Consider the following 21,618-nt stretch of genomic DNA (forward strand, 5'->3'; position numbering starts at 1 on the left):
GCCGCCGCAGCCGCGCACGACGAGTCGGGCGCACGGCCGATCGTGATGGTGCACGGGACCCGCACCTCGTCGGCCATCTGGGCGCCGCAGGTCGCCGAGCTCGAGCGGCTGGGGCATCCGACGCTCGCGATCGACCTGCCCGGGCACGGGGCGCGCGCCCACGAGCGGTTCACGCTCGACGGTGCGCTCGAGGCCGTCGACGCGGCGGTCCGCTCGTTCGACACGCCGCCGCTGCTCGTCGGTCTCTCCCTCGGCGGCTACGTGAGCCTCGCGTACGCGGGCCGGCACGAGCACACCATCGCCGGCGTGGTCGCCGCGGGCTGCTCGACGCAGACCCGCGGGCCGCTGCTGCGCGCCTACCGCCGGCTGTCCACGTGGGTCACGAGCGCGCTGCACCTGGGCGGCGGGACCTGGCACGTCGTGACCGACATGCTCGCCGCGCTCGCCACGTGTTCGCCGCTCACGGACCTGCGCCGCCTGAGCCTGCCCGTGTGGCTCGTCAACGGCCGGCGGGACCCGCTGCGCCTCGAGGAGCGCCGCTACCTGCGCGCGCACGCCGGCGCGCGGCTGACCGTGGTCCCTCGCGCGGGGCACGACGTGAACACGCACGCGCCCGACGAGTTCAACCGCGTCCTCGTCGACGCGCTGCGGGAGCTCGCGCCCCGCTCCTGACCCGGCGGCGCACCACCACGCACGACGAAGGCCCGCCGCGACCACCCGTGAAGGGCGGCGCGGCGGGCCTGCGTCAGGCTGCGACCGGTCAGGCGACGCGGTCGGACTCGTCGCCGATCTTGTGCACGACGATCGAGTTCGTCGACCCGACGACGCCCACGGGCGCCCCGGAGACGACCACCACGTAGTCGCCCGTCTCGGCGAGACCCTGCGCCTGCAGCGTCTTGTCGACCTGGTCGACCATCTCGTCGGTGCTCGCGACCTGCGGCACCTGGTACGTCTGGGTGCCCCACGACAGCGACAGGACGTTGCGCACCGACTCGACCGGCGTGAACGCGAGCAGCGGGATGGGCGAGCGCAGGCGCGACATGCGACGCGCCGAGTCGCCGGACTGCGTGAACGTCACGAGGTACTTCACGCCGATCCGCTCGCCGATCTCGGCGGCGGCGCGGGTGATCGCACCACCACGCGTGTGCGGCGTCGAGCCGAGGGGCGCGATGCGCTCACGGCCGAGCTGCTCGGTCGCCTCGATGATGCGCGCCATGGTGCGCACCGTCTCGATCGGGTAGTCGCCCACGCTGGTCTCGCCCGAGAGCATGACCGCGTCGGCGCCGTCGAGCACGGCGTTGGCGCAGTCGGACGCCTCGGCGCGGGTGGGCCGCGGGTTCGTCGTCATCGACTCGAGCACCTGCGTCGCGACGATGACCGGCTTCGCGTTGCGGCGGGCGAGCTCGACCGCGCGCTTCTGGACGAGCGGCACCTGCTCGAGCGGCAGCTCGACGCCCAGGTCACCGCGGGCGACCATGATGCCGTCGAACGCCTGGACGATCTCGGCGAGGTTCTCGACCGCCTGCGGCTTCTCGATCTTGGCGATGACCGGGGCGACCCGGCCCTCCTCCTCCATGATCTGGCGCACGCGGTCGTAGTCCGCGGCGTTGCGCACGAAGGACAGCGCGATGAAGTCCGCGCCCTGCGCCAGGCCCCAGCGCAGGTCGGTCTCGTCCTTCTCGCTCAGCGCGGGCACCGACACGGCGACGCCGGGCAGGTTGAGGCCCTTGTTGTTGGAGACACGGCCCGGCACCTCGACGCGCGTGACGACGTCCGTCCCGTCGACCTCGACGACGCGCACGAGCACCTTGCCGTCGTCGATGAGGATCGGGTCGCCCGGCTTCACGTCGCCCGGCAGGCCCTTGAACGTCGTGGAGACGCGGTCCTTGGTGCCCTCGATGTCGTCGGTCGTGATGACCAGCGTGTCGCCGACGGCCACGTCGTGACCGCCCTCGATGAAGCGGCCGAGACGGATCTTCGGACCCTGCAGGTCCACGAGCACGGCGACCGACCGGCCCGAGGCCTGCGCGGCGGCGCGGACGTTCTGGATGACCTTGGCGTGCTCCTCGGGCTCGCCGTGGCTGCGGTTGATGCGCGCGACGTCCATGCCGGCGTCGACCAGCGCCTGGATCATGTCGAGCGACTCCGTGGCCGGGCCGAGGGTGCAGACGATCTTTGCTCTACGCATGAAGGCGAGCCTATGCCTTTCGGGTATGTCTGGCCGGTCCGAACGTCCTGACAGGTCAGGGCGGCGTCCCGATAGTGGACCCGGCGTGTCTGGACGACTCGCCGGGCTGGGGGTGGGGTTCAGGGTCGCAGCGCCACCGTGTCGGCCTCGACGGGGCGCGGCAGCTCGGTCGCACCGGACAGGTACGTGTCCACCGCGGCGGCCGCGGCGCGGCCCTCCGCGATCGCCCACACGACGAGCGACTGGCCGCGGCCCGCGTCCCCCGCGACGAACACGCCCGGCACGGCGGTCGCGAAGTCGTCGGTCCGGGCGAACGCGCCGCGCGGCGTGATCTCGACGCCGAGCTGCTCGACGACGGCCTGCGTCTCGGGGCCGGTGAAGCCCATCGCGACCAGCACGAGGTCCGCCGGGATGTCCCGCTCGGTCCCGGCCGTCGGGACGCGGCGACCGTCGGGCAGGTACTCCGTGGTCGCCAGGCGCAGGCCCGCGACGCGCGTGCCCGTCTCGTCGGGCAGGAAGCCGACCGTCGACGCGAGGTAGGCGCGCTCGCCACCCTCCTCGTGCGACGACGACACCTCGAACAGGATCGGGTCGGTGGGCCACGGCTGGTGCGCGGGTCGGTCCGTCGGCGGCTTCTTGCCGATCGCGAGCGTCGTGACCGACGCGGCGCCCTGGCGCAGCGCGGTGCCGAGGCAGTCCGAGCCCGTGTCGCCACCGCCGATGATGACGACGTGCTTGCCCTCGGCCGTGACCTGACCCTCGACGGTCCTGCCCGCAGCCGCGGCGTTCGCCGGGTGCAGGAAGTCCATCGCGAACATCACGCCGTCCAGCTCGGTGCCCGGCACGCGCAGCTCGCGCGGCACGGTCGCGCCGGTGGCGATCACGATCGCGTCGTAGCGGGCCTGCAGCTGCGCCCACGTCACGTCGCGGCCGATCTCGACGTTGGGCCGGAACCGCGTGCCCTCGGCCTCCATCTGCGCGACGCGACGGTCGATGTGGACCTTCTCGAGCTTGAAGTCCGGCACGCCGTACCGCAGGAGTCCGCCGACGGCGTCGTCGCGCTCGTACACCGCGACGGTGTGACCGGCGCGCGTGAGCTGCTGCGCGGCGGCCAGACCGGCCGGTCCGGACCCGACGACCGCCACCGTGTGACCGGTCAGGCGCTGCGGCACCTGCGGCGTCACGAGCCCGCGCGCGAAGGCCTCGTCGATGATCGAGACCTCGACGTTCTTGATCGTCACGGGCGGCTGGTTGATGCCCAGCACGCACGACGACTCGCACGGCGCCGGGCAGATGCGCCCGGTGAACTCCGGGAAGTTGTTGGTCGCGTGCAGGCGCTGGATCGCGTCCGCCCACTGACCGCGCCACACGAGGTCGTTCCACTCGGGGATGAGGTTCCCGAGCGGGCAGCCGTTGTGGCAGAACGGGATGCCGCAGTCCATGCAGCGGCCGGCCTGCTCCTTGAGGAACGGCTGGCCGTCCTGCAGGTGGGCGTGCACGTCCTTCCAGTCGCGCAGGCGCACCTCGACGGGACGGTTCGGCGGGAGCTCGCGCTCGCGCACCTTCAGGAAGCCACGGGGGTCAGCCACGCGCCACCTCCAGGATCTGGTCCCACACGCCGGGCGCCGTCGGGTCGAGGCCGTCGGCCTCGGCCTGCGCGAGCGCACGCCGGACGCGCGAGAACTCGGTGGGCAGGACACGGGTGAAGCGCGAGCGCCAGTCACCCTCGAGCAGCTCGGCCGCGACCGGCGAGCCGGTCTCCTCGGCGTAGCGGTGCAGCAGGTCGCCGACGACCGCGGCGTCCTCGTCGTCGAGCGGCGCGAGGGAGAGCTCGCCCGTGCGGACCGCGTCGGTGTTGACGAGCTCGGTCTGCAGGTCGACCACGTACGCGGTGCCACCCGACATGCCGGCGCCGAAGTTGCGGCCCGTGCGTCCGAGCACGACCACGGTCCCGCCGGTCATGTACTCGCACGCGTGGTCGCCCACACCCTCGACGACGAGCGTCGCGCCGGAGTTGCGCACCGCGAACCGCTCACCGGTCAGGCCCCTCAGGAACACCTCGCCGGACGTCGCGCCGTAGCCGATCACGTTGCCCGCGATCACGTTGTGGCTGGACGAGAGCACCGCGCTGCGGTCGGGCCGCACGATGATGCGACCACCCGACAGGCCCTTGCCGACGTAGTCGTTCGCGTCGCCGAACAGCCGCAGCGTGATCCCCCGCGGGACGAACGCGCCGAACGACTGGCCGGCCGACCCCGTGAGCGTGACGTCGATCGTGTCGTCGGGCAGGCCCTCACCGCCGAAGCGGCGCGTGACCTCGTGCCCGAGCATCGTGCCGACCGTGCGGTTGACGTTGCGCACGGGCAGCGAGATCCGCACGGGCTCGCGACGCTCGAGCGCGTCCGCCGACAGCGCGATGAGGCGGTTGTCGAGCGCGCGCTCCAGGCCGTGGTCCTGGTTCTTGGTGTGGTGCAGCGCCGAGCCCGGCTTGGGCTGAGGCACCGCGAGCACGGGCTCCAGGTCGAGGCCCTCGGCCTTCCAGTGCTCGATCGCCGTGCGCGTCTCGAGCAGCTCGACGTGGCCGACGGCCTCCTCCAGCGTGCGGAAACCGAGCGCGGCCAGGTGCTCGCGCACCTCGGTCGCGATGAACTCGAAGAACGCCTCGACGAACTCGGGCTTGCCCGTGAACCGCGCGCGCAGCTCCGGGTTCTGCGTCGCGACGCCCACCGGGCAGGTGTCGAGGTGGCAGACGCGCATCATGACGCAGCCGGACACGACGAGCGGAGCGGTCGCGAAGCCGAACTCCTCCGCGCCGAGCAGCGCGCCGATCACGACGTCACGGCCGGTCTTGAGCTGCCCGTCGACCTGGACGACGACGCGGTCACGTAGGTCGTTGAGGACGAGCGTCTGCTGCGTCTCGGCCAGGCCGATCTCCCACGGCGTCCCCGCGTGCTTGAGCGACGTGAGCGGGCTCGCACCCGTGCCACCGTCATGACCCGAGATGAGGATGACGTCCGAGTGCGCCTTGGCGACGCCCGCGGCGATCGTGCCCACGCCGAACTCGGAGACGAGCTTGGTGTGGATCCGGGCGCGCGGGTTCGCGTTCTTCGCGTCGTGGATGAGCTGCGCGAGGTCCTCGATCGAGTAGATGTCGTGGTGCGGCGGCGGCGAGATGAGTCCCACGCCGGGCGTCGAGTGCCGCGTCTTGGCGACCCACGGGTACACCTTGTGACCCGGCAGCTGACCGCCCTCGCCGGGCTTCGCGCCCTGCGCGAGCTTGATCTGGATGTCGTCCGCGTTGGTCAGGTACTCCGACGTCACGCCGAACCGGCCCGAGGCGATCTGCTTGATCGCGGAGCGCCGCTCCGGGTCGTGCAGCCGCTCCGGGTCCTCGCCGCCCTCGCCCGTGTTGGACTTCGCGCCGAGGCGGTTCATGGCGATCGCGAGCGTCTCGTGCGCCTCGGCCGAGATCGAGCCGTAGGACATCGCGCCCGTGCTGAACCGCTTGACGATCGCGCTGACGGGCTCGACCTCGTCGAGCGGCACGGGCTCGCGCACACCCTCCTTGAAGGCGAGCAGGCCGCGCAGCGTCATCAGCCGCTTCGCCTGGTCGTCGACGCGCTGCGTGTACTGGCGGAACACGTCCATCTGGCGCGTGCGCGTCGAGTGCTGCAGGCGGAAGACCGTCTCCGGGTCGAACAGGTGGTCCTCGCCGTCGCGACGCCACTGGTACTCGCCACCGACCGCGAGGCGCTGGTGCGGCTGGCGGTTCCCGGACGCCGGGTACGCGTCGGCGTGCCGCGCGGCGACCTCGGCCGCGATCACGTCCAGCCCGATGCCGCCGAGTCGGCTCGTCGTGCCCGTGAAGTACCGGTCGACGAGCGCCTGGGACAGACCGATCGCCTCGAACACCTGCGCACCGCGGTAGGACGCGATGGTCGAGATGCCCATCTTCGACATGACCTTCAGGACGCCCTTGCCGAGCGCCTTGATGAGGTTCTTGACGGCCTTCTCGGGAGTGACCTCGCCGAGGTAGCCGTGCCGCGACAGGTCCTCGACCGTCTCCATCGCGAGGTAGGGGTTCACCGCGGCCGCGCCGAACCCGATGAGCAGCGCGACGTGGTGCACCTCGCGCACGTCGCCCGCCTCGACGACGAGCGAGATCTGCGTGCGCGTGTGACGGCGCAGCGTGTGGTGGTGCACCGCGCTCAGGAGCAGCAGCGACGGGATCGGCGCCAGCTCGGCGTCCGAGTTGCGGTCGGACAGCACGACGAAGCTCACGCCCTCGGCGACCGCGCGGTCGACCTCGGCGAAGATCTCCTCGAGGCGGGCCTCGAGCGCCGCTCCCCCGCCGGACGCCCGGTACAGGCCGCGGATCGTCGTCGTGCGGAACCCGTGCCGGGGCTCCTTGTCGACGTGCACGATCTTGGCGAGCTGGTCGTTGTCCAGCACCGGGAACGGCAGGACGAGCTTGCGCGCGTGCTCGGGCCCGTCGGCCAGCAGGTTCGGCTCCGGGCCGATCGCGCCGCCGATCGCGGTGACGAGCTCCTCACGGATCGCGTCCAGCGGCGGGTTCGTCACCTGCGCGAACATCTGCGTGAAGTAGTCGAACAGCATCCGCGGGCGCTGCGAGAGCACCGCGACCGGCGTGTCCGAGCCCATCGCGCCGAGCGGCTCGGCGCCCGTCGCGGCCATGGGCGTCAGGAGGATCTTGAGCTCCTCCTCCGTGTACCCGAACGCGCGCTGGCGGCGGCGCACCGAGGCGGCCGAGTGCGCGACGTGCTCGCGCTCCGGGAGCTGCTCGAGGTAGACCGAGTTCTCCTCGACCCACTGCGCGTACGGCCGCTGCGCGGCGAGCTGGGACATCACCTCGGCGTCCGCGATGATCCGGCCCTGGCCGGTGTCGACGAGGAAGAACAGCCCCGGCTCGAGGCGCCCCTTGGCGACGACCGACGCGGGATCGATGTCGAGCACGCCCGACTCCGAGGCGCACACGACGAGCCCGTCCTCGGTCACCCAGTAGCGACCGGGACGCAGACCGTTGCGGTCCTGCACCGCGCCGATGAGCGTGCCGTCGGTGAACGTCATCGCGGCGGGGCCGTCCCACGGCTCCATGAGCGTCGAGTGGTACTCGAAGAACGCCCGCGTCGCGGGGTCCATCTGCGCGTGGTTCTCCCACGGCTCGGGGATCATCATCATCACCGAGTGCGGGAGCGAGCGGCCCGACAGGTGCAGCAGCTCGAGCACCTCGTCGAAGCTGCCGGAGTCCGAGCCGCCGGGCGTGCACACCGGCAGCAGCGGCGTCAGGTCGCCGAGCTCGTCGGACGCGAGCATGCCCTCGCGCGCCGCCATCCAGTTGCGGTTGCCGCGGACGGTGTTGATCTCGCCGTTGTGCGCGATCATCCGGAACGGCTGCGCGAGCTCCCACGACGGGAACGTGTTCGTCGAGAACCGTGAGTGGACCAGCGCGATCTCGGAGGCGTAGCGCGGGTCGGACAGGTCCGCGAAGAACGGCTCGAGCTGCGCCGTGGTGAGCATGCCCTTGTAGGTGACCGTGCGCGCCGAGAGCGACGCGAAGTACACCCCGTGCTCACGCTCGGCCCGCTTGCGCAGGCGGTACGCCCGACGGTCGAGGTCGATGCCGGCGAGCTCGCGCGACGGGTCCGCGACGACGAGCTGGCGGAACACCGGCATCGACGCGCGCGCCGTGGGACCGACCAGGTCCGCGGTCACGACGACGTCGCGCCACGCCAGCACGTCGAGCTTCTCCTCGGCGGCGACCGCCTCGATCGCGGCGACCGCCGCGGTGCGCTCGGCCTCGTCCTGCGGCAGGAACGCCATGCCGATCGCGTAGTAGCCGACCGGGGGCAGCTCCGCGTCGACGACGTCCCGCAGGAACGCGTCGGGGATCTGGGTGAGGATGCCGGCGCCGTCACCGGAGTCCTCCTCGGCGCCCACGGCGCCGCGGTGGTCCAGGTTGAGCAGGGCGGTCAGCCCGGCGTCGACGATGTCGCGCCCGGGCGTCCCGCGCAGCGTCGCGACGAACGCGAAGCCGCAGGCGTCGTGCTCGGCCGACGGGTCGTACAGGGGGTACGCCGCGTGGTCGAGCGAGGTGCTCGGCAGACCGCTGGGCGACGTCATCGCTACCGTCCTCACAGTGCCCCGGCCGGACCGGGGCTCGCACGAACTTGGGGGGATCGGGACGTCGTCGGCCCTTGTGGTGGGCGACGATACAACCCGCCTCGACGGGTGGCCGCATCGCCCTGTGTGACTCGGATCATAGAGATCGGCCACGTGCGGGGCCGGTCCGGTCCCGTCGTCAACGGGCCGGATGACCGTCCTCGTCGTCCACAGGGACGGTCGCCGAGTCGGTGCCCGCGTCCTGTGGGACGTCCTCCTGCTGGGAGATCTGCTGCTCGGAGGGTTCCGGCGACGGATCCAGCAGGACGGTCGTGTCGCGTCCGGGATGCCGACGCCCGACCACCACGAACGCTACCAGCGCTCCGACGCCCACCAGGATGGACGTCCAGACGTTGAGGCGCAGGCCGAGGAAGCCGTGCGCAGGGTCGATGCGCAGCGCCTCGATCCAGACGCGGCCCGTGGTGTACACGACGACGTACAGCCAGAACACGCGGCCGTGCCCGAGGCGGAACCTGCGGTCCGCCCACACCAGCAGCGCGGCACCGGCCAGGTTCCAGAGCAGCTCGTACAGGAACGTCGGGTGGAACAGCGTCCCCGCCGCGTACCCCGCCGTCTCGGCGACCGAGTCGTCGACGCGCAGGCCCCAGGGCAGCGTCGTCGGGCCGCCGAACAGCTCCTGGTTGAACCAGTTGCCGAGCCGCCCGATCGCCTGGGCGACCAGCAGACCGGGGGCGAGCGCGTCGGCGAACGGCGCGAGCCGCACCCCCTGACGCCGGCACCCGATCCACGCGCCGACCGCACCGAGCGCGACCGCGCCCCAGATGCCGAGCCCGCCCTCCCAGATCGCGAACGCCTTCCACGGGTCGCCGCCCTCGCCGAAGTACGCGTCGGGCGACGTCACCAGGTGGTAGATCCGGCCGCCGACGATCCCGAACGGCACCGCCCAGAACGCGATCTCGACGACCTGGTCCCGGTCGCCGCCGCGCTCCTCCCACCGGCGCTGCGTGAGGAGGACCGCGGCGACGATGCCCAGCAGGATCGCGATCGCGTACGCGCGCAGCGGCAGCGGCCCCAGGTACCACACGCCCTGCGACGGGCTCGGGATCGCGGCGCGCACGCCGTCGACGAGCCCGCCGGCGGGCGCGGCCAGGACGAGCGACGCGGCCCTCACCGCGACGCCCCGGCGGGACGCTCGGCCGAGCGCACCCCCGCGGCGAGGGCGGCCGTGACCTCCGCGAGCCGGTCCATACCCGTCGCCTCGTCGGGCACGTCCAGCAGCGAGCGGACCAACGCCGAGCCGACGATCACACCGTCGGCGTACGAGGCGACCTGGGCCGCCTGCTCCGGGCGCGAGACACCCAGGCCGACGCACACGCGGTCCGCACCCGCCGCGCGCGTGTCCGCGACGAGCTGCTCGGCGCGCGAGCCGACCGTGGCGCGCTCCCCGGTCACGCCCATGGTCGAGGCCGCGTAGACGAAGCCGCGGGAGGCGGCGACCGTGCTCGCGAGGCGCTCGGGCGTCGAGCTGGGGGCGACCAGGAAGACCCGGTCCAGACCGTGCTCGTCGGACGCCGCGATCCACGCGCCGGCCTCGTCGGGCACGAGGTCCGGCGTGATGAGGCCCGCGCCGCCCGCCGCCGCGAGGTCGCGTGCGAACGCCTCGACGCCGTAGCGCAGCACGAGGTTCCAGTACGTCATCACGAGCACCGGGGCGCCACGGCCCGCGACCTGCTCGACGGCCGTGAGCGTGTCGCGCACGCGCGTCCCGCCGCGCAGCGCGTGGTCGACGGCGCGCTGGATGACCGGGCCGTCCATCACGGGGTCGGTGTACGGCATGCCGAGCTCGACCACGTCGGCACCCGCGTCGACCATCGTGCGCACCGCCTCGACCGAGCCGGCCACCGACGGGTAGCCGACCGGCAGGTAGCCGACGAGCGCCGCGCGCCCCTGGGCCGCGAGACCGTCGAGCAGCGGCCCCGTCGTGGCGCCCGCGCTCGTGGGTGCCACGCTCGTGGGTGCTGGGCTCGTCGTCCGTCCGCCGCTCACCGGTCTCCCTCGCCCTCGTCGCCCGCGTCCAGCAGGCCGAACCACCGCGCGGCCGTGGCCACGTCCTTGTCGCCGCGCCCCGACAGGTTCACCAGGAGCACGGGCTCGTCGGACCACTGCGCCGCCTGCGCACCGAGCTGGATCGCGCCGGCCAGGGCGTGCGCGGACTCGATCGCGGGGATGATCCCCTCGGTGCGGCACAGCAGCCGGAACGCGTCCATGGCCTCGACGTCCGAGACCGGCAGGTACGTCGCGCGGCCGATGTCGTGCAGCCACGAGTGCTCGGGGCCGACGCTCGGGTAGTCGAGGCCGGCGGAGACCGAGTGGCTGGGGACGGTCTGCCCGTCCTCGTCCTGCAGCAGGTACGAGCGCGCGCCGTGCAGCACGCCCGGGGCCCCGCCCGAGAACCGCGCCGCGTGGTCGCCGGGGCCCAGGCCGCGTCCGCCCGCCTCGAAGCCGAACAGCCGCACGTCGGCGTCGTCCAGGAACGCGTTGAAGATCCCCATCGCGTTCGACCCGCCCCCCACGCACGCGACGACGGCGTCGGGCAGCCGCCCGATCTCGCCGAGCAGCTGGGCGCGCGCCTCCTCGCCGATGACCTTGTGGAAGTCGCGCACCATCTCCGGGAACGGGTGCGGGCCCGTGACCGTGCCGAGCAGGTAGTGCGTCGTCTCGACGTTCGCGACCCAGTCGCGCAGCGCCTCGTTGATCGCGTCCTTCAGCGTGCGCGTGCCGATCGTCACCGGGACGACCTCGGCACCGAGCAGCCGCATCCGGGCGACGTTGAGCGCCTGGCGGCGCGTGTCCTCCTCGCCCATGTACACCGTGCACTCCAGGCCCAGGAGCGCCGCGGCGGTCGCGGTGGCGACGCCGTGCTGCCCGGCACCCGTCTCCGCGATCACGCGCGTCTTGCCCAGGCGCTTCACGAGCAGCGCCTGGCCGAGGACGTTGTTGATCTTGTGCGAGCCGGTGTGGTTGAGGTCCTCACGCTTGAGGAACACGCGGGCGCCGCCACCGACGTGCGCCGCGAACCGCGGCACCTCCGTCAGCGGGCTGGGGCGTCCGGTGTACGTGCGGTGCAGGCGCGCGAGCTCGGCACCGAACGCCGGGTCGGCGAGCGCCTTGTGATAGGCGGTGTCGAGCTCGTCGAGCGCCGCGATGAGCGCCTCCGGCACGTACCGCCCGCCGAAGTCACCCCAGTACGGGCCGACGTGCGTCGCGAGCGACCCGAGCCGGGGCTCCTGGCCGGGGACCAGCGGACGGCCGCTGTCGAGGCCGGTCACTGGCGCACCGCACGCAGGGACGGGTGGGCGCCGGCCGCGACGAGGTCCGCGACCGACTGCCGCGGGGCGTCGTCCGTCACGAGGGCCTCGCCGACGAGCACCGCGTCGGCGCCGGCGCGCGCGTAGTCGACGACGTCGTGCGGGCCGCGCACGCCGGACTCGGCGATCTTCACGATGTCGGACGGGATCCGGGGCGCGACGCGGGCGAACGTGCCGCGATCCACCTCGAGCGAGCGCAGGTCACGGGCGTTGACGCCGATGACCCGGGCGCCCGCGTCGACCGCGCGCGCCACCTCGTCCTCGTCGTGCACCTCGACCAGCGCCGTCATCCCGAGCGAGTGGACCCGCTCGACGAGCGACTCGAGCACGGTCTGCTCGAGCGCCGCGACGATGAGCAGGCACACGTCCGCCCCGTGCGCACGCGCCTCCCACACCTGGTACGGCGTGACGATGAAGTCCTTGCGCAGCACCGGGATGTCGACCCGCGCCCGTACCGCGTCGAGGTCCGCGAGCGAGCCGTTGAAGCGACGCTCCTCGGTCAGCACCGAGATCGCGGCCGCGCCACCCTTCTCGTACTCCGCCGCCAGCGCCGCCGGGTCGGAGATCTGCGCGAGCGCACCCTTCGACGGGCTCGAGCGCTTCACCTCGGCGATGACGGTCACCGCGTCCTCGACGCGCAGACGCGCCACCGCGTCGACCGCCGACTCGCGGCGCGCCGCGAGCTCCTTGACCTCGGCGAGCGGAGTGCGCGCCTCCCGGGCCGCGAGGTCCTCCCGGACCCCCGCGACGATCTCGTCGAGCACGCTCATGGCCACCACACCCCTCGTTCGCGTCCCGGGTGGACCCGCCGCCGCACCGCCGTGCGAGGCCCTCCCCCGGTCATCGTAGAGGCGCCGCGGAGTGACCCGGACCACGGCCCGACTGGTGGACCGGGTCCCCCGCGGGCGTGGTCAGTAGGTCCGGACCGTGCTGTCGGGCGCCGCGATCACGAGGAGCAGGACGAACGCGACCCCGACCACGAAGAGGATCGTGCCGATCCAGCCCGTCACCACGCCCCCGGTCGCGAGGCTGGCGTTGTCGGCCTCCCCCGCGGCGACCGCGCGCTTCGCGTTGTTGCCGATGATGATCGCCGGGATGCCCGAGAAGGGGCCGCACAGCACGATGCTCGCGATGCCGAGCACTAGCGACCACACCCCGAGGCTGTTCTTGGGGTAGGCGCCCGGGGCGTACCCGGGGTACCCCCCGTACGCCGGAGCCTGGCCGTAGGGCTGCTGGCCGTACGCGGGAGCCTGGCCGTACGGCTGCTGGCCGTACGCCGGAGCCTGCCCGTACGGCTGCTGGCCGTATCCCGGAGCCTGGCCGTAGGGCTGCTGGCCGTACGCCGGGGGCTGCCCGTACGTGGGCGGCTGGTCCGCGGGCGGCTGCCCGTAGGCCGGCGGCTGCCCGTACGCCGGCGGCTGGTCGGCGCCCGGCGTGGGCTGCGACGTCTGCTCTCCCGACGACCCCGCGGGCGGGGGCGCGTACGGCGACGCCGGCTCGCTCGGCTGCTGCGGCTCGGTCGGCTGGTCGGGCGTGCTCATCGCGGTGCTCCAGTCGGTCGTGGTGCGGGTGTCGGACGTGCTGGGGTAACTCTGCCAGGCCGGACCCCGTTCTCCGCGCAGGACGAGGCGGTCAGGGGGCGAGCGCCTCGAGGCCCGGCAGGTTGCGCAGCACGCCGAACACGGCGAGCAGCGTGAGGAACAGCCACGCCGACCAGGACGGCAGCAGGGGCGCCGCCCGCCCGCGCGCGACGCGCACGGCCCACCAGACCCACAGAGCCACGACGACGGGGACGAGGGCGACCCACAGCGGGTTCATGGACCACGCGGCCGCGAGGTCGCCGTGCGCGAGGTCGTGCGTCGCGCGCAGCCCGCCGCAGGCCGGGCAGAACAGGCCCGTGGCCGCGTAGAGCGGGCAGTACCCGTAGCTCCCGGACACGTGCGGGTCCCGCAGCGCGACGGCGGCGGTCCCGACGAGCACGACCCCGGCGGTCAGCGCGGGCCCCCGCCAGGCGCGCCGACGACGCGCCGGAGCGGGTGTCGCGGCGACGTGGGGATCGACGACCGGCGCGTCCATGGCGACCGCTACATCGAGTTCTGGGCGAAGGAGGCGAGGTAGCCGAGCGTGCGCAGGAGCGCGAGACCCACGCCCACCCAGCCGAGGATCACACCCGCGCGCGCGACCGAGACGTTCGCGACGACGAGGCCGCGCGCCGCGTCCGACTTGGCGCGGTTGCCGAGCAGGATCGCGGGCACCGCGGCGGCGAAGCCGACGAACGAGCACCCGCACGCCAGGACGATGCCGAGGATCCCGAGCACGAGCGACCAGGTCGCCTGCGGGCTCGACGTCCGCGGCGGGGTCGCGTAGGGGTCGGTGGGCCACGCCCCGTACGGGCCCTGCGACGCACCGTACGCGGGGCCCGCCGGCGGGGTGCCGTAGGAGGGTGCGCCGCCGTAGGCGGGCGGTGCGGCCGGCGGCGTGCCGTACGCGGGCGGGGCCGCATAGGGGTTGTCCGCGGGCTCCGGCGGCGTGCCGTACAGCGGTACCTCCGGCCCGTCCGACTGCGCAGCCGGGGGGACGGGCGCGCTCACGGCCGGCGTGCCCGCGTCCGGCGCGCTCCCTGCCGGCGTGCCCTCGGCGGGGCCATCGGGCTCGTCGGACGACGAGGGCGATGCCGCGGACGCGGGGGTCGCGCCCGAGGGCTCGCCGAACGTCGCGGGCGGTTCGTAGGCCGGCCGCGCGACGTACGCGGGCGGGGCCTCGTACGACGGCGGGGTGTACCCCGTCGCGTCCGGCTCGCTCGCGGCCGTGCCGCCGTCCTCCTGTGCCGACGACGGCGCGTCCGCACCCGGCTCGGCGGGCGCGGACGGCTCGAGCGGCTCGGACGGCGCGGACGGGTCACGCGGCTCGTCGGGCGCGGGCGGCACGGAGGAGGTCATCGGGTCAGTGGCCCCCGCGCGCCTTCTGGCGAGCGAGCGTCGCGGCACCACCCTGGCCGTAGCCGAGGACCTGGAGGACCTTGCCGCCGACCAGGCCGAGCACGCACACACCGATTCCGACCCAGAAGAGCCACACCTGCGCGAAGACCATCGCCAGCGCGGCGATGACGGCGCCACCGACCACGACCCACGTGGTGGTCCAGGCCGCCACGGTGTGGCCGTGGTTCGTCGGCGGGGCCGTCGGCGGCAGGTGCACCGCCTCGGTGGTCGTGGGGTTCTGCGCGCGGTGCGCGAGGGTGTTGTCGGCCATCGTCGACCCTTCCGTACGAGGTTCGCCGCTCACCCTAGCGTGCGCCCGACCTCGCGCCCCGGCACGTCCGCTGCGACGCGGACCACAGCCCGGCAGTCACCCGGCGGAGGCGTGCGGACCACGCGAAGAGGCCCGCCGCGCGGCGTCAGGGGCCTTGCCGCCCGGGCCCGTCCGGACCGTCGGTCGGGTCGTCGCCGCGGGTCAGCGCGTCCCACTGGTCACGCTCGTCGAGCGGCGCGGGCGCGGCACCGCCGGCGGGCACGGTCGTCGACGCGCCCTCGTGGCGGCGGCCGACGGCCCACGAGGCGCTCGCCCGCGCGAGCCAGACCGCGAGCAGCACGACCAGCACCCCGACGACCACCGCGACCCACGGCCAGGCCGAGACCGCGACGTCCTCGACCACGCGCTCGACCCCGAGCTCGTCGGCGACGCTCGGGGCGGCCGCGGAACCGGGCGACCGCAGCACCCCGACGCCGTCGACGACGACGAGCGCACCGGCCAGCGCGACCACGCCCACCACGACCCACCGTCCGGCGCGCCCGACGAGCGCGGCGGCACCCGCGGCCGCGAGCAGCACGAGCGTGACCGCGACGAGCGACGGCGCGGCCGACGAGCCGGCGACCGTGACGGTGCGGGGCTCGCCGAGCACGGTCACGGTCTCGACGGTGAGCCACGGGACGAGCGCGGTGAGACCGGTCAGCGCGGCCGCGAGCAGGAGGAGCACGGCGGCGCGCCCGCGGCCCGGACGACGGGGACGGTCAGACATCCGCGCGTCGCAGGCGGGACGCGACCTGGACGGCGCGCACCGCGGCCTGCGCCTTGTTGCGGGACTCGAGGTACTCGAGCTCGGGCACCGAGTCCGCGACGATCCCGCCGCCGGCCTGCACGGACGCGCGCCCGTCGCGGATCAGCGCGGTGCGGATCGCGATGGCCATGTCCATGTTGCCCGCGAAGTCGAAGTACCCGACCGTCCCGCCGTAGATGCCGCGGCGGGCCGGCTCGACCTCGTCGATGAGCGCGATCGCCCGGGGCTTGGGCGCGCCCGAGAGCGTGCCCGCCGGGAACGTCGCCATGAGGGTGGCCAGCGCGGTCGCCCCGGCACGCAGGCGCCCGACGACCGTGGAGGTGATGTGCATGATGTGCGAGAACCGGCGCACCGCCATGAACTCCACGACCTCGACGCTCGTCGGCTCGCACACCTTGACCATGTCGTTGCGCGAGAGGTCGACGAGCATGATGTGCTCCGCGCGCTCCTTGGGGTCGGCGAGCACCTCGTCGGCCAGCGCGCGGTCCTCCTCCGGCGTCGCGCCGCGCGGCCGCGAGCCGGCGATCGGGAACGTCGTGACGTGCCCGTCGTCGACCTTCACGAGGGTCTCGGGGCTCGACCCGACGACCGCGAAGTCGTGCCCGTCCGCGTCCTGCAGCTGCAGGTAGTACATGTACGGGCTGGGGTTGATGGTGCGCAGCACGCGGTACACGTCGAGCGGCTCGGCCGGGCAGTCGAGGTCGAGGCGCTGGGAGATGACGACCTGGAACACCTCGCCGTCGCGGATCGCGTCCTTGCCGAAGCGCACGGCCTGGTCGAACTCCTCGCGCGTCGTGCGGAACCGCAGCTCGGGCTCGGGCGCGTCGGTGAGCACGGCGACCGCGGACGGCGCCGGGTGCAGCAGCGAGCCCTGCATCGCGTCGAGCCGCGCCACCGCGTCCGCGTACGCCTCGTCGACGCGCTCGTCGGTGTCGTCGAAGTTGATGGCGTTCGCCACGAGCCACACCGACCCGTCCTGGTGGTCGACGACCGCGAGATCGGTCGCCAGCAGCAGCGTGACCTCGGGGACGTCCAGCTCCTCGGGGGCCTTGCGCGGCAGCGTCGGCTCCCAGTGGTGCACCACGTCCCACCCGAGCGCGCCGACGAGCCCACCGGTCAGCGGCGGCAGGCCGGGCAGGACCGGTGTGCGCAGCACGTCGAGGGTGTCTCCGAGGACGTCGAGCACGTCGCCGCTCGTCGGGACACCGACCGGGACGTCGCCCGTCCACACCGCCTGACCGTCGCGCACCGTGAGCGTGGCGCGGGACCGCACGCCGACGAACGACCAGCGCGCCCACGTCCCGTCCGCCTCGGCGGACTCGAGGACGAACGTGCCGGGGCGCCCGGCCGCGAGCGTGCGGTAGAGGCCGACCGGCGTCACGTCGTCCGCGAGCAGACGGCGCACGACCGGCACGACGCGCCGGTCGCGCGCGAGGTCACGGAAACCGTCGAGCGTCGGCCAGGTGGTGCCCCACGGGACCTGCGGGGCGGTGTCCGGCGTCGGCGACGTCCCGGCGCTCATCGTCCGTCCTCCGCCTCGTCGACCGTCACGGGCAGCGGGCCACCCGCCTCGAAGCACGTACGGGCGCCGGTGTGGCACGCGGCGCCGACCTGGTCGACCTCGACGAGCAGCGCGTCGCCGTCGCAGTCGATGCGCACCCCCCGCACGTGCTGGACGTGGCCGGACGTGTCGCCCTTGCGCCAGTACTCCTGGCGCGAGCGGGACCAGAAGGTCACGCGACCGGACGTGAGCGTGCGGCGCAGCGCCTCGTCGTCCATCCAGCCGAGCATGAGCACCTCGCGCGTGTCGTGCTGCTGCACGATCGCGGCGACGAGGCCGTGGTCGTCGCGCTTGAGACGCGACGCGACTGCGGGGTCCAGGGTGGGCACCGGAGAATCCTGCCACGCCCGGGCCTGCGGCCCGGGGCCGCGTCCACCGCGCCGCACGCCGTCGGCTGTGCGTCCACGGGCGTCGGGACGCGTCAGCGCGTCTGCGAGACCCACGCCCCGTGCATGGTCGCGTACAGCCCGCCGGCGACGAGCAGCGCGTCGTGCGGGCCGTGCTCGACCACCCGCCCCGAGTCGACGACGAGCACGGCGTCCGCGGCCTCGGCCGTCGACAGCCGGTGCGCGATCGTGATGGTCGTGCGCCCCGCCGTCAGGCCGGCGAGCGCGCGCGCGAGCCGCACCTCGGTGGCCGGGTCGACCGCCGAGGTCGCCTCGTCGAGCAGCAGCAGGTCGGCGTCGGCGAGGTACGCCCGCGCGAGCGCGACGAGCTGGCGCTCACCCGCCGACAGGGACTCGCCGCGCTGTCCGACGGGCGTGCCGAGCCCGGCGCCCAGCTCGTCGACCCAGGGCCCGAGCCCGAGCGCGTCGACGGCGTCCCGCACGCGGGGGTCGTCGGCCGGCGGCGCCCACGCGGGGTCGTCGTCGCGACGCAGGCCGTACGCGATGTTCTCCGCGAGGGTCCCGTCGAACAGGAACCCTTCCTGCGGCACCAGCACGACGCGGCGGCGCAGGTCGGCGTGCCGCACGGCGCGCAGGTCCGTGCCGTCGAGCAGCACCTGGCCGTGCGTCGGGTCGACGAGCCGCGCGACGAGCCGCGCGATCGTCGTCTTGCCCGAGCCGGTGGCACCGACCACCGCGAGCGACGTCCCCGCGGGGACGGTCACGTCCACACCGTGCAGCACCGGCGGGCCGTCCGGGTACGCGAAGCCCACGCCGCGCAGCTCGACGTGCGCGGGACCGCGCGCGCTCGTCGCGCCGTCGACGGGGTCCGCGATCTCGACGGGCGTCTCGAGCACGCCGAGCACGCGCCGCCAGCCCGCGACCGCGTTCTGCAGCTCGTTGAGGATCTCCGTGGCCATCTGCACCGGCCCGGTGAACAGCTGCACGAGGAACAGGAACGCGAGCAGCCGGCCCGGCGTCAGGTCCCCCGCGACGCCGAGCGACGTGCCGGCGACGACGACGAGAGCGAGCACGAGGTTGGCGGTCAGGACACCCGAGGAGAACACCGCCGCGACGAGGGTCTGCGCCCGCACCATCGCGCGCCGTGTCGCTCGGATCGCGGCGTCGGTCGCCCGCTGCGTGCGCGCCGCGACGCCGTACGCACGGATCGTCTCGGCCCCGACGACGGACTCGGACACCGCACCGAGCATCGCGCCGTACTTCTCGCGCACGGTCGAGTAGCGCGCATTCACGCGCTTCTGCAGCGGCTGCAGCGCCATGACGAGCGGCACGAAGCCGAGCCAGACCAGCAGCGCGAGCTGCCACGAGTAGACCGCCATGAGCACGGTCGCGACGATGATCTGCAGCACCGAGACGAGCAGCATGATCCCGCCCCACTGCACGAACAGCGAGATCGTGTCGACGTCCGAGGTGACCCGCGAGACGAGGCTGCCCCGGCGCTCCGTGCCCCGGGTGAGCACCGACAGGTCGTGCACGTGCCGGAACGCGCGCGTGCGCAGCTGCAGCAGGCCGGCCTCGCTCGAGCGGAACAGGCGGATGTTCACCGCCGCCGAGCACAGGGCACCGAGCACGAGCCCGAGCGCCGCGACGGCCGCGAGCACCGCGACCCGCCGGACGTCCGGACCACCCTCGGCGAGGATGCCCGTGTCGATCGTCTGCTGCACGGCCACGGGCACGAGCACCCGGCCCACGGCCGCGAACGTCGCGAGCACGACGGTCAGGCCGAGCCCCTCGACGAGGCGCGGCGAGACCTCGACGCCGCGCCGCAGGGTCGCGAGCACGCCCAGCGTGGAGGCGGGCGCCATCGCGTGCCCGCGCGTCGGGCCGTCAGCCTGAGCCGTCGTCATCGTGCGTCCACCTCGTCGAGCTCGTCCCGTCCGGGAGCCGGTGCCGACCGGCCGTCACCCTGCTCGTCGTCGGGTGCGTCGTCCCAGTCCTGCGCGGCGCGCCGCTCGCTCTCGCGCTCGTACGCGGTCGCGAGGTCGCGGTAGCCCGGGTCGCGCGCCAGCAGCTCCGCGTGCGTCCCGCGGTCGACGACCCGCCCGCCGTCGAGGTGCACGACCTCGTCGGCCAGCAGCACCGAGGACATGCGGTACGCCACCAGCAGGACGGTCGGTCCCTGACTGCCGGCCGCGCCGCGCAGCCCGCGCAGGATCTCCAGCTCGACCCGGGGGTCGACGGCGGAGGTCGCGTCGTCGAGGACGAGCACACGCGGCCGGCGCACGAGCGCACGCGCGAGCGCGAGCCGCTGCCGCTGGCCGCCGGACAGGTTCGCGCCGCGCTCACCGAGGTGCGCGTCGAGCCCGCCGGGCAGCTCGCGGACCACGCCGTCGACGCGCGCGACGCGCAGCGCGTCCCACACCTCGTCGTCGGAGGGCGCCGCGGGGTCGTCCGCGTCCGCGAGCGTCACGTTGCCACGCACGGTGTCCTCGAACACGAACGCGTGCTGCGCGACGAGCGCGACGTGCGCGGCCAGCGCGTCGGGCGCCATGTCCCGCAGGTCCACCCCGTCGACGCGCACCGCGCCGACGTCCGGGTCCGCGAGCCGTGACACGAGCGCGACCAGGCTCGTCTTGCCCGCACCCGTCGGGCCGACGACCGCGACCACCCGCCCGGGCTCGACGTCGAGGTCGACGTCGTCCACGAGCGTGAGCGGTCCCTGAGCGGTCTCCACGCGCCGCGTCACGTGGTCGAACGTCACGCGCGCGCCCGCGCCGGTGCCGGCCCAGGGTGCGTCGCCCTCGGGCAGCGCGCCACGGCTGTCGACCACGCGCGCGACACGGTCGTAGCCGACGAGCGCGCGGGGCACCTCGCCCAGCACCCAGCCGAACGCGCGGACCGGTACCGCGAGCAGCGTCAGGAGGTACGCCGCGGCGACGACGTCGCCCGTGCCGATGTCGCCCTCGGCGACGCGCCACGTCCCCACGACGAGGACCGCGAGCGTCCCGACGTTCGGCAGCAGGTCGATCACCGGGTCGAAGAACGCACGCACCACGCCGACCCGCACGTTCGCGTCGGCGAGCGCGCCGGACCGCTCCGCGAAGCGCCGCTCCTCACGAGCCTGCGTGCCGAGCGACGTGACCAGCAGCGCGGCCTCGAAGCTCTCGTGCGCGACGTCCGCGACCTCGGCACGCAGCTGCTGCGCGTGCGTGATCGCGGGCGACATGCGGCGCTGGAACCAGGCGTTCGCGACGATCGCGAGAGGCACGACCAGGAGCGCCGCCAGCGCGAGCCACACATCGGTGCGCAGCAGCGCGACGGTCGCGACGACGAGCATCACCACGACGCCGAGCGCGAACGGCAACGGGTTGAACACCGACGTCGCGGCCTCGACGTCCGCACCCGCGTTGGACAGCAGCTGGCCCGTCGGGTGCCGGCGGTGCCACGACATGGGCAGCCGCAGGTACTGGCGGGTGACGCGCAGGCGGTGGTCCTCCTGGATCTGCGCGTAGCCGATGCCGGCGAAGATGCGCCGGCCCGCGACACCGAGCGCGAGGGTCACCGCGACGAGCGCGACGACTCCGCCCGCCCACCAGATGCGCCCCTGCGCGGCCTCGTCGCCGGCGAGCGCGGGGACCACCACGTCGTCCGTCGCCCAGCCGAGGGCGCGGCTGAGCACGACCGTGGTGGCACCGAACACCGCCGACGTGCCCACGGCGGCGACGTACGTCCACGGGTGGGCCCGCATCCCCCGCCAGACGAGCGTGACCGCACGCCGCGAGGTCGACCCCGTCAGGCGCATCGCCCCGGACTGCGTCGGCGTCGACGACGAGCGGGGCGCAGGCATGGCGAAGACCTTCCGGTGGGGAGGAGGGGGGCGGTCATCGTCTCACGGACGTCCGACAGCTTGCCCGGGGCAGCGCTCACCACGCGAGGCGCCCGGACCGGTGGCACGATGA

17 protein-coding genes are annotated in these 21,618 nt (G+C 74.1%); 1 reads left to right on the forward strand and 16 read right to left on the reverse strand.

Annotated features, from left to right (window positions below; all coding sequences use genetic code 11):
* Positions 1-45: 45 nt before the first annotated feature.
* Positions 46-672, forward strand: a complete 627-nt coding sequence (locus tag ACT17Q_RS08720) for an alpha/beta fold hydrolase (RefSeq protein ID WP_444661907.1) — start codon at positions 46-48, stop codon at positions 670-672.
* An 88-nt stretch (positions 673-760) separates the two neighbouring features.
* Here ACT17Q_RS08720 and pyk read toward each other — a convergent pair whose 3' ends face one another.
* The 16 genes from pyk to ACT17Q_RS08800 form a co-directional block, all read right to left on the reverse strand.
* Positions 761-2,188: a pyruvate kinase gene (gene pyk, locus ACT17Q_RS08725; RefSeq protein WP_444661909.1), complete on the reverse strand. Its 1,428-nt coding sequence runs from the start codon at positions 2,186-2,188 to the stop codon at positions 761-763.
* 119 nt (positions 2,189-2,307) lie between these two features.
* Positions 2,308-3,777, reverse strand: a complete 1,470-nt coding sequence (locus ACT17Q_RS08730; RefSeq protein ID WP_094179956.1) for a glutamate synthase subunit beta — start codon at positions 3,775-3,777, stop codon at positions 2,308-2,310.
* Positions 3,770-8,329, reverse strand: coding sequence for a glutamate synthase large subunit (gene gltB / locus ACT17Q_RS08735; RefSeq protein WP_268531171.1), 4,560 nt, complete (start codon positions 8,327-8,329; stop codon positions 3,770-3,772). Before gltB ends, ACT17Q_RS08730 begins: the two co-directional genes overlap by 8 nt.
* A gap of 178 nt (positions 8,330-8,507) precedes the next feature.
* Entirely contained in the window at positions 8,508-9,479 is a 972-nt protein-coding gene (gene lgt, locus ACT17Q_RS08740) for a prolipoprotein diacylglyceryl transferase (protein ID WP_094182143.1), read from the reverse strand.
* A gap of 17 nt (positions 9,480-9,496) precedes the next feature.
* Positions 9,497-10,336, reverse strand: coding sequence for a tryptophan synthase subunit alpha (trpA, locus tag ACT17Q_RS08745; RefSeq protein ID WP_444665376.1), 840 nt, complete (start codon positions 10,334-10,336; stop codon positions 9,497-9,499).
* A gap of 35 nt (positions 10,337-10,371) precedes the next feature.
* Entirely contained in the window at positions 10,372-11,658 is a 1,287-nt protein-coding gene (trpB, locus tag ACT17Q_RS08750; protein ID WP_094179954.1) for a tryptophan synthase subunit beta, read from the reverse strand.
* Positions 11,655-12,467 (reverse strand): indole-3-glycerol phosphate synthase TrpC, encoded by an 813-nt coding sequence (gene trpC / locus ACT17Q_RS08755; protein WP_094182141.1) that lies wholly within the window; start codon positions 12,465-12,467, stop codon positions 11,655-11,657. The genes trpB and trpC overlap by 4 nt, the downstream gene beginning before the upstream one ends.
* Positions 12,468-12,608: 141 nt before the next feature.
* Positions 12,609-13,238 (reverse strand): DUF4190 domain-containing protein, encoded by a 630-nt coding sequence (locus ACT17Q_RS08760; protein WP_444661913.1) that lies wholly within the window; start codon positions 13,236-13,238, stop codon positions 12,609-12,611.
* A gap of 91 nt (positions 13,239-13,329) precedes the next feature.
* Positions 13,330-13,773 (reverse strand): DUF2752 domain-containing protein, encoded by a 444-nt coding sequence (locus ACT17Q_RS08765; RefSeq protein WP_444661915.1) that lies wholly within the window; start codon positions 13,771-13,773, stop codon positions 13,330-13,332.
* An 8-nt stretch (positions 13,774-13,781) separates the two neighbouring features.
* Positions 13,782-14,636, reverse strand: a complete 855-nt coding sequence (locus ACT17Q_RS08770; protein WP_444661917.1) for a hypothetical protein — start codon at positions 14,634-14,636, stop codon at positions 13,782-13,784.
* Between the two features lie 4 nt (positions 14,637-14,640).
* On the reverse strand, positions 14,641-14,946 hold the full coding sequence (locus ACT17Q_RS08775) for an HGxxPAAW family protein (protein WP_141319149.1): 306 nt from the start codon (positions 14,944-14,946) through the stop codon (positions 14,641-14,643).
* Between the two features lie 145 nt (positions 14,947-15,091).
* Positions 15,092-15,712 (reverse strand): Trp biosynthesis-associated membrane protein, encoded by a 621-nt coding sequence (locus ACT17Q_RS08780; protein ID WP_444661919.1) that lies wholly within the window; start codon positions 15,710-15,712, stop codon positions 15,092-15,094.
* Complete coding sequence (locus ACT17Q_RS08785; protein ID WP_141319145.1) at positions 15,705-17,273, reverse strand: anthranilate synthase component I; 1,569 nt, start codon at positions 17,271-17,273, stop codon at positions 15,705-15,707. The genes ACT17Q_RS08780 and ACT17Q_RS08785 overlap by 8 nt, the downstream gene beginning before the upstream one ends.
* The gene (gene hisI, locus ACT17Q_RS08790; RefSeq protein WP_094179949.1) at positions 17,270-17,641 is read right to left on the reverse strand and encodes a phosphoribosyl-AMP cyclohydrolase; all 372 of its coding nucleotides are present in this window, start codon (positions 17,639-17,641) and stop codon (positions 17,270-17,272) included. The genes ACT17Q_RS08785 and hisI overlap by 4 nt, the downstream gene beginning before the upstream one ends.
* Before the next feature lie 92 nt (positions 17,642-17,733).
* Positions 17,734-19,566, reverse strand: a complete 1,833-nt coding sequence (locus ACT17Q_RS08795; protein WP_444661922.1) for an ABC transporter ATP-binding protein — start codon at positions 19,564-19,566, stop codon at positions 17,734-17,736.
* Positions 19,563-21,506 carry an ABC transporter ATP-binding protein gene (locus ACT17Q_RS08800; RefSeq protein WP_444661924.1) on the reverse strand — a complete coding sequence of 648 codons (1,944 nt, stop codon included), beginning with the start codon at positions 21,504-21,506 and terminating at the stop codon, positions 19,563-19,565. The genes ACT17Q_RS08795 and ACT17Q_RS08800 overlap by 4 nt, the downstream gene beginning before the upstream one ends.
* Between the last annotated feature and the right edge of the window lie 112 nt (positions 21,507-21,618).

Source organism: Cellulomonas sp. CW35 (genome assembly GCF_052378485.1).
Lineage (GTDB): Bacteria > Actinomycetota > Actinomycetes > Actinomycetales > Cellulomonadaceae > Cellulomonas > Cellulomonas uda.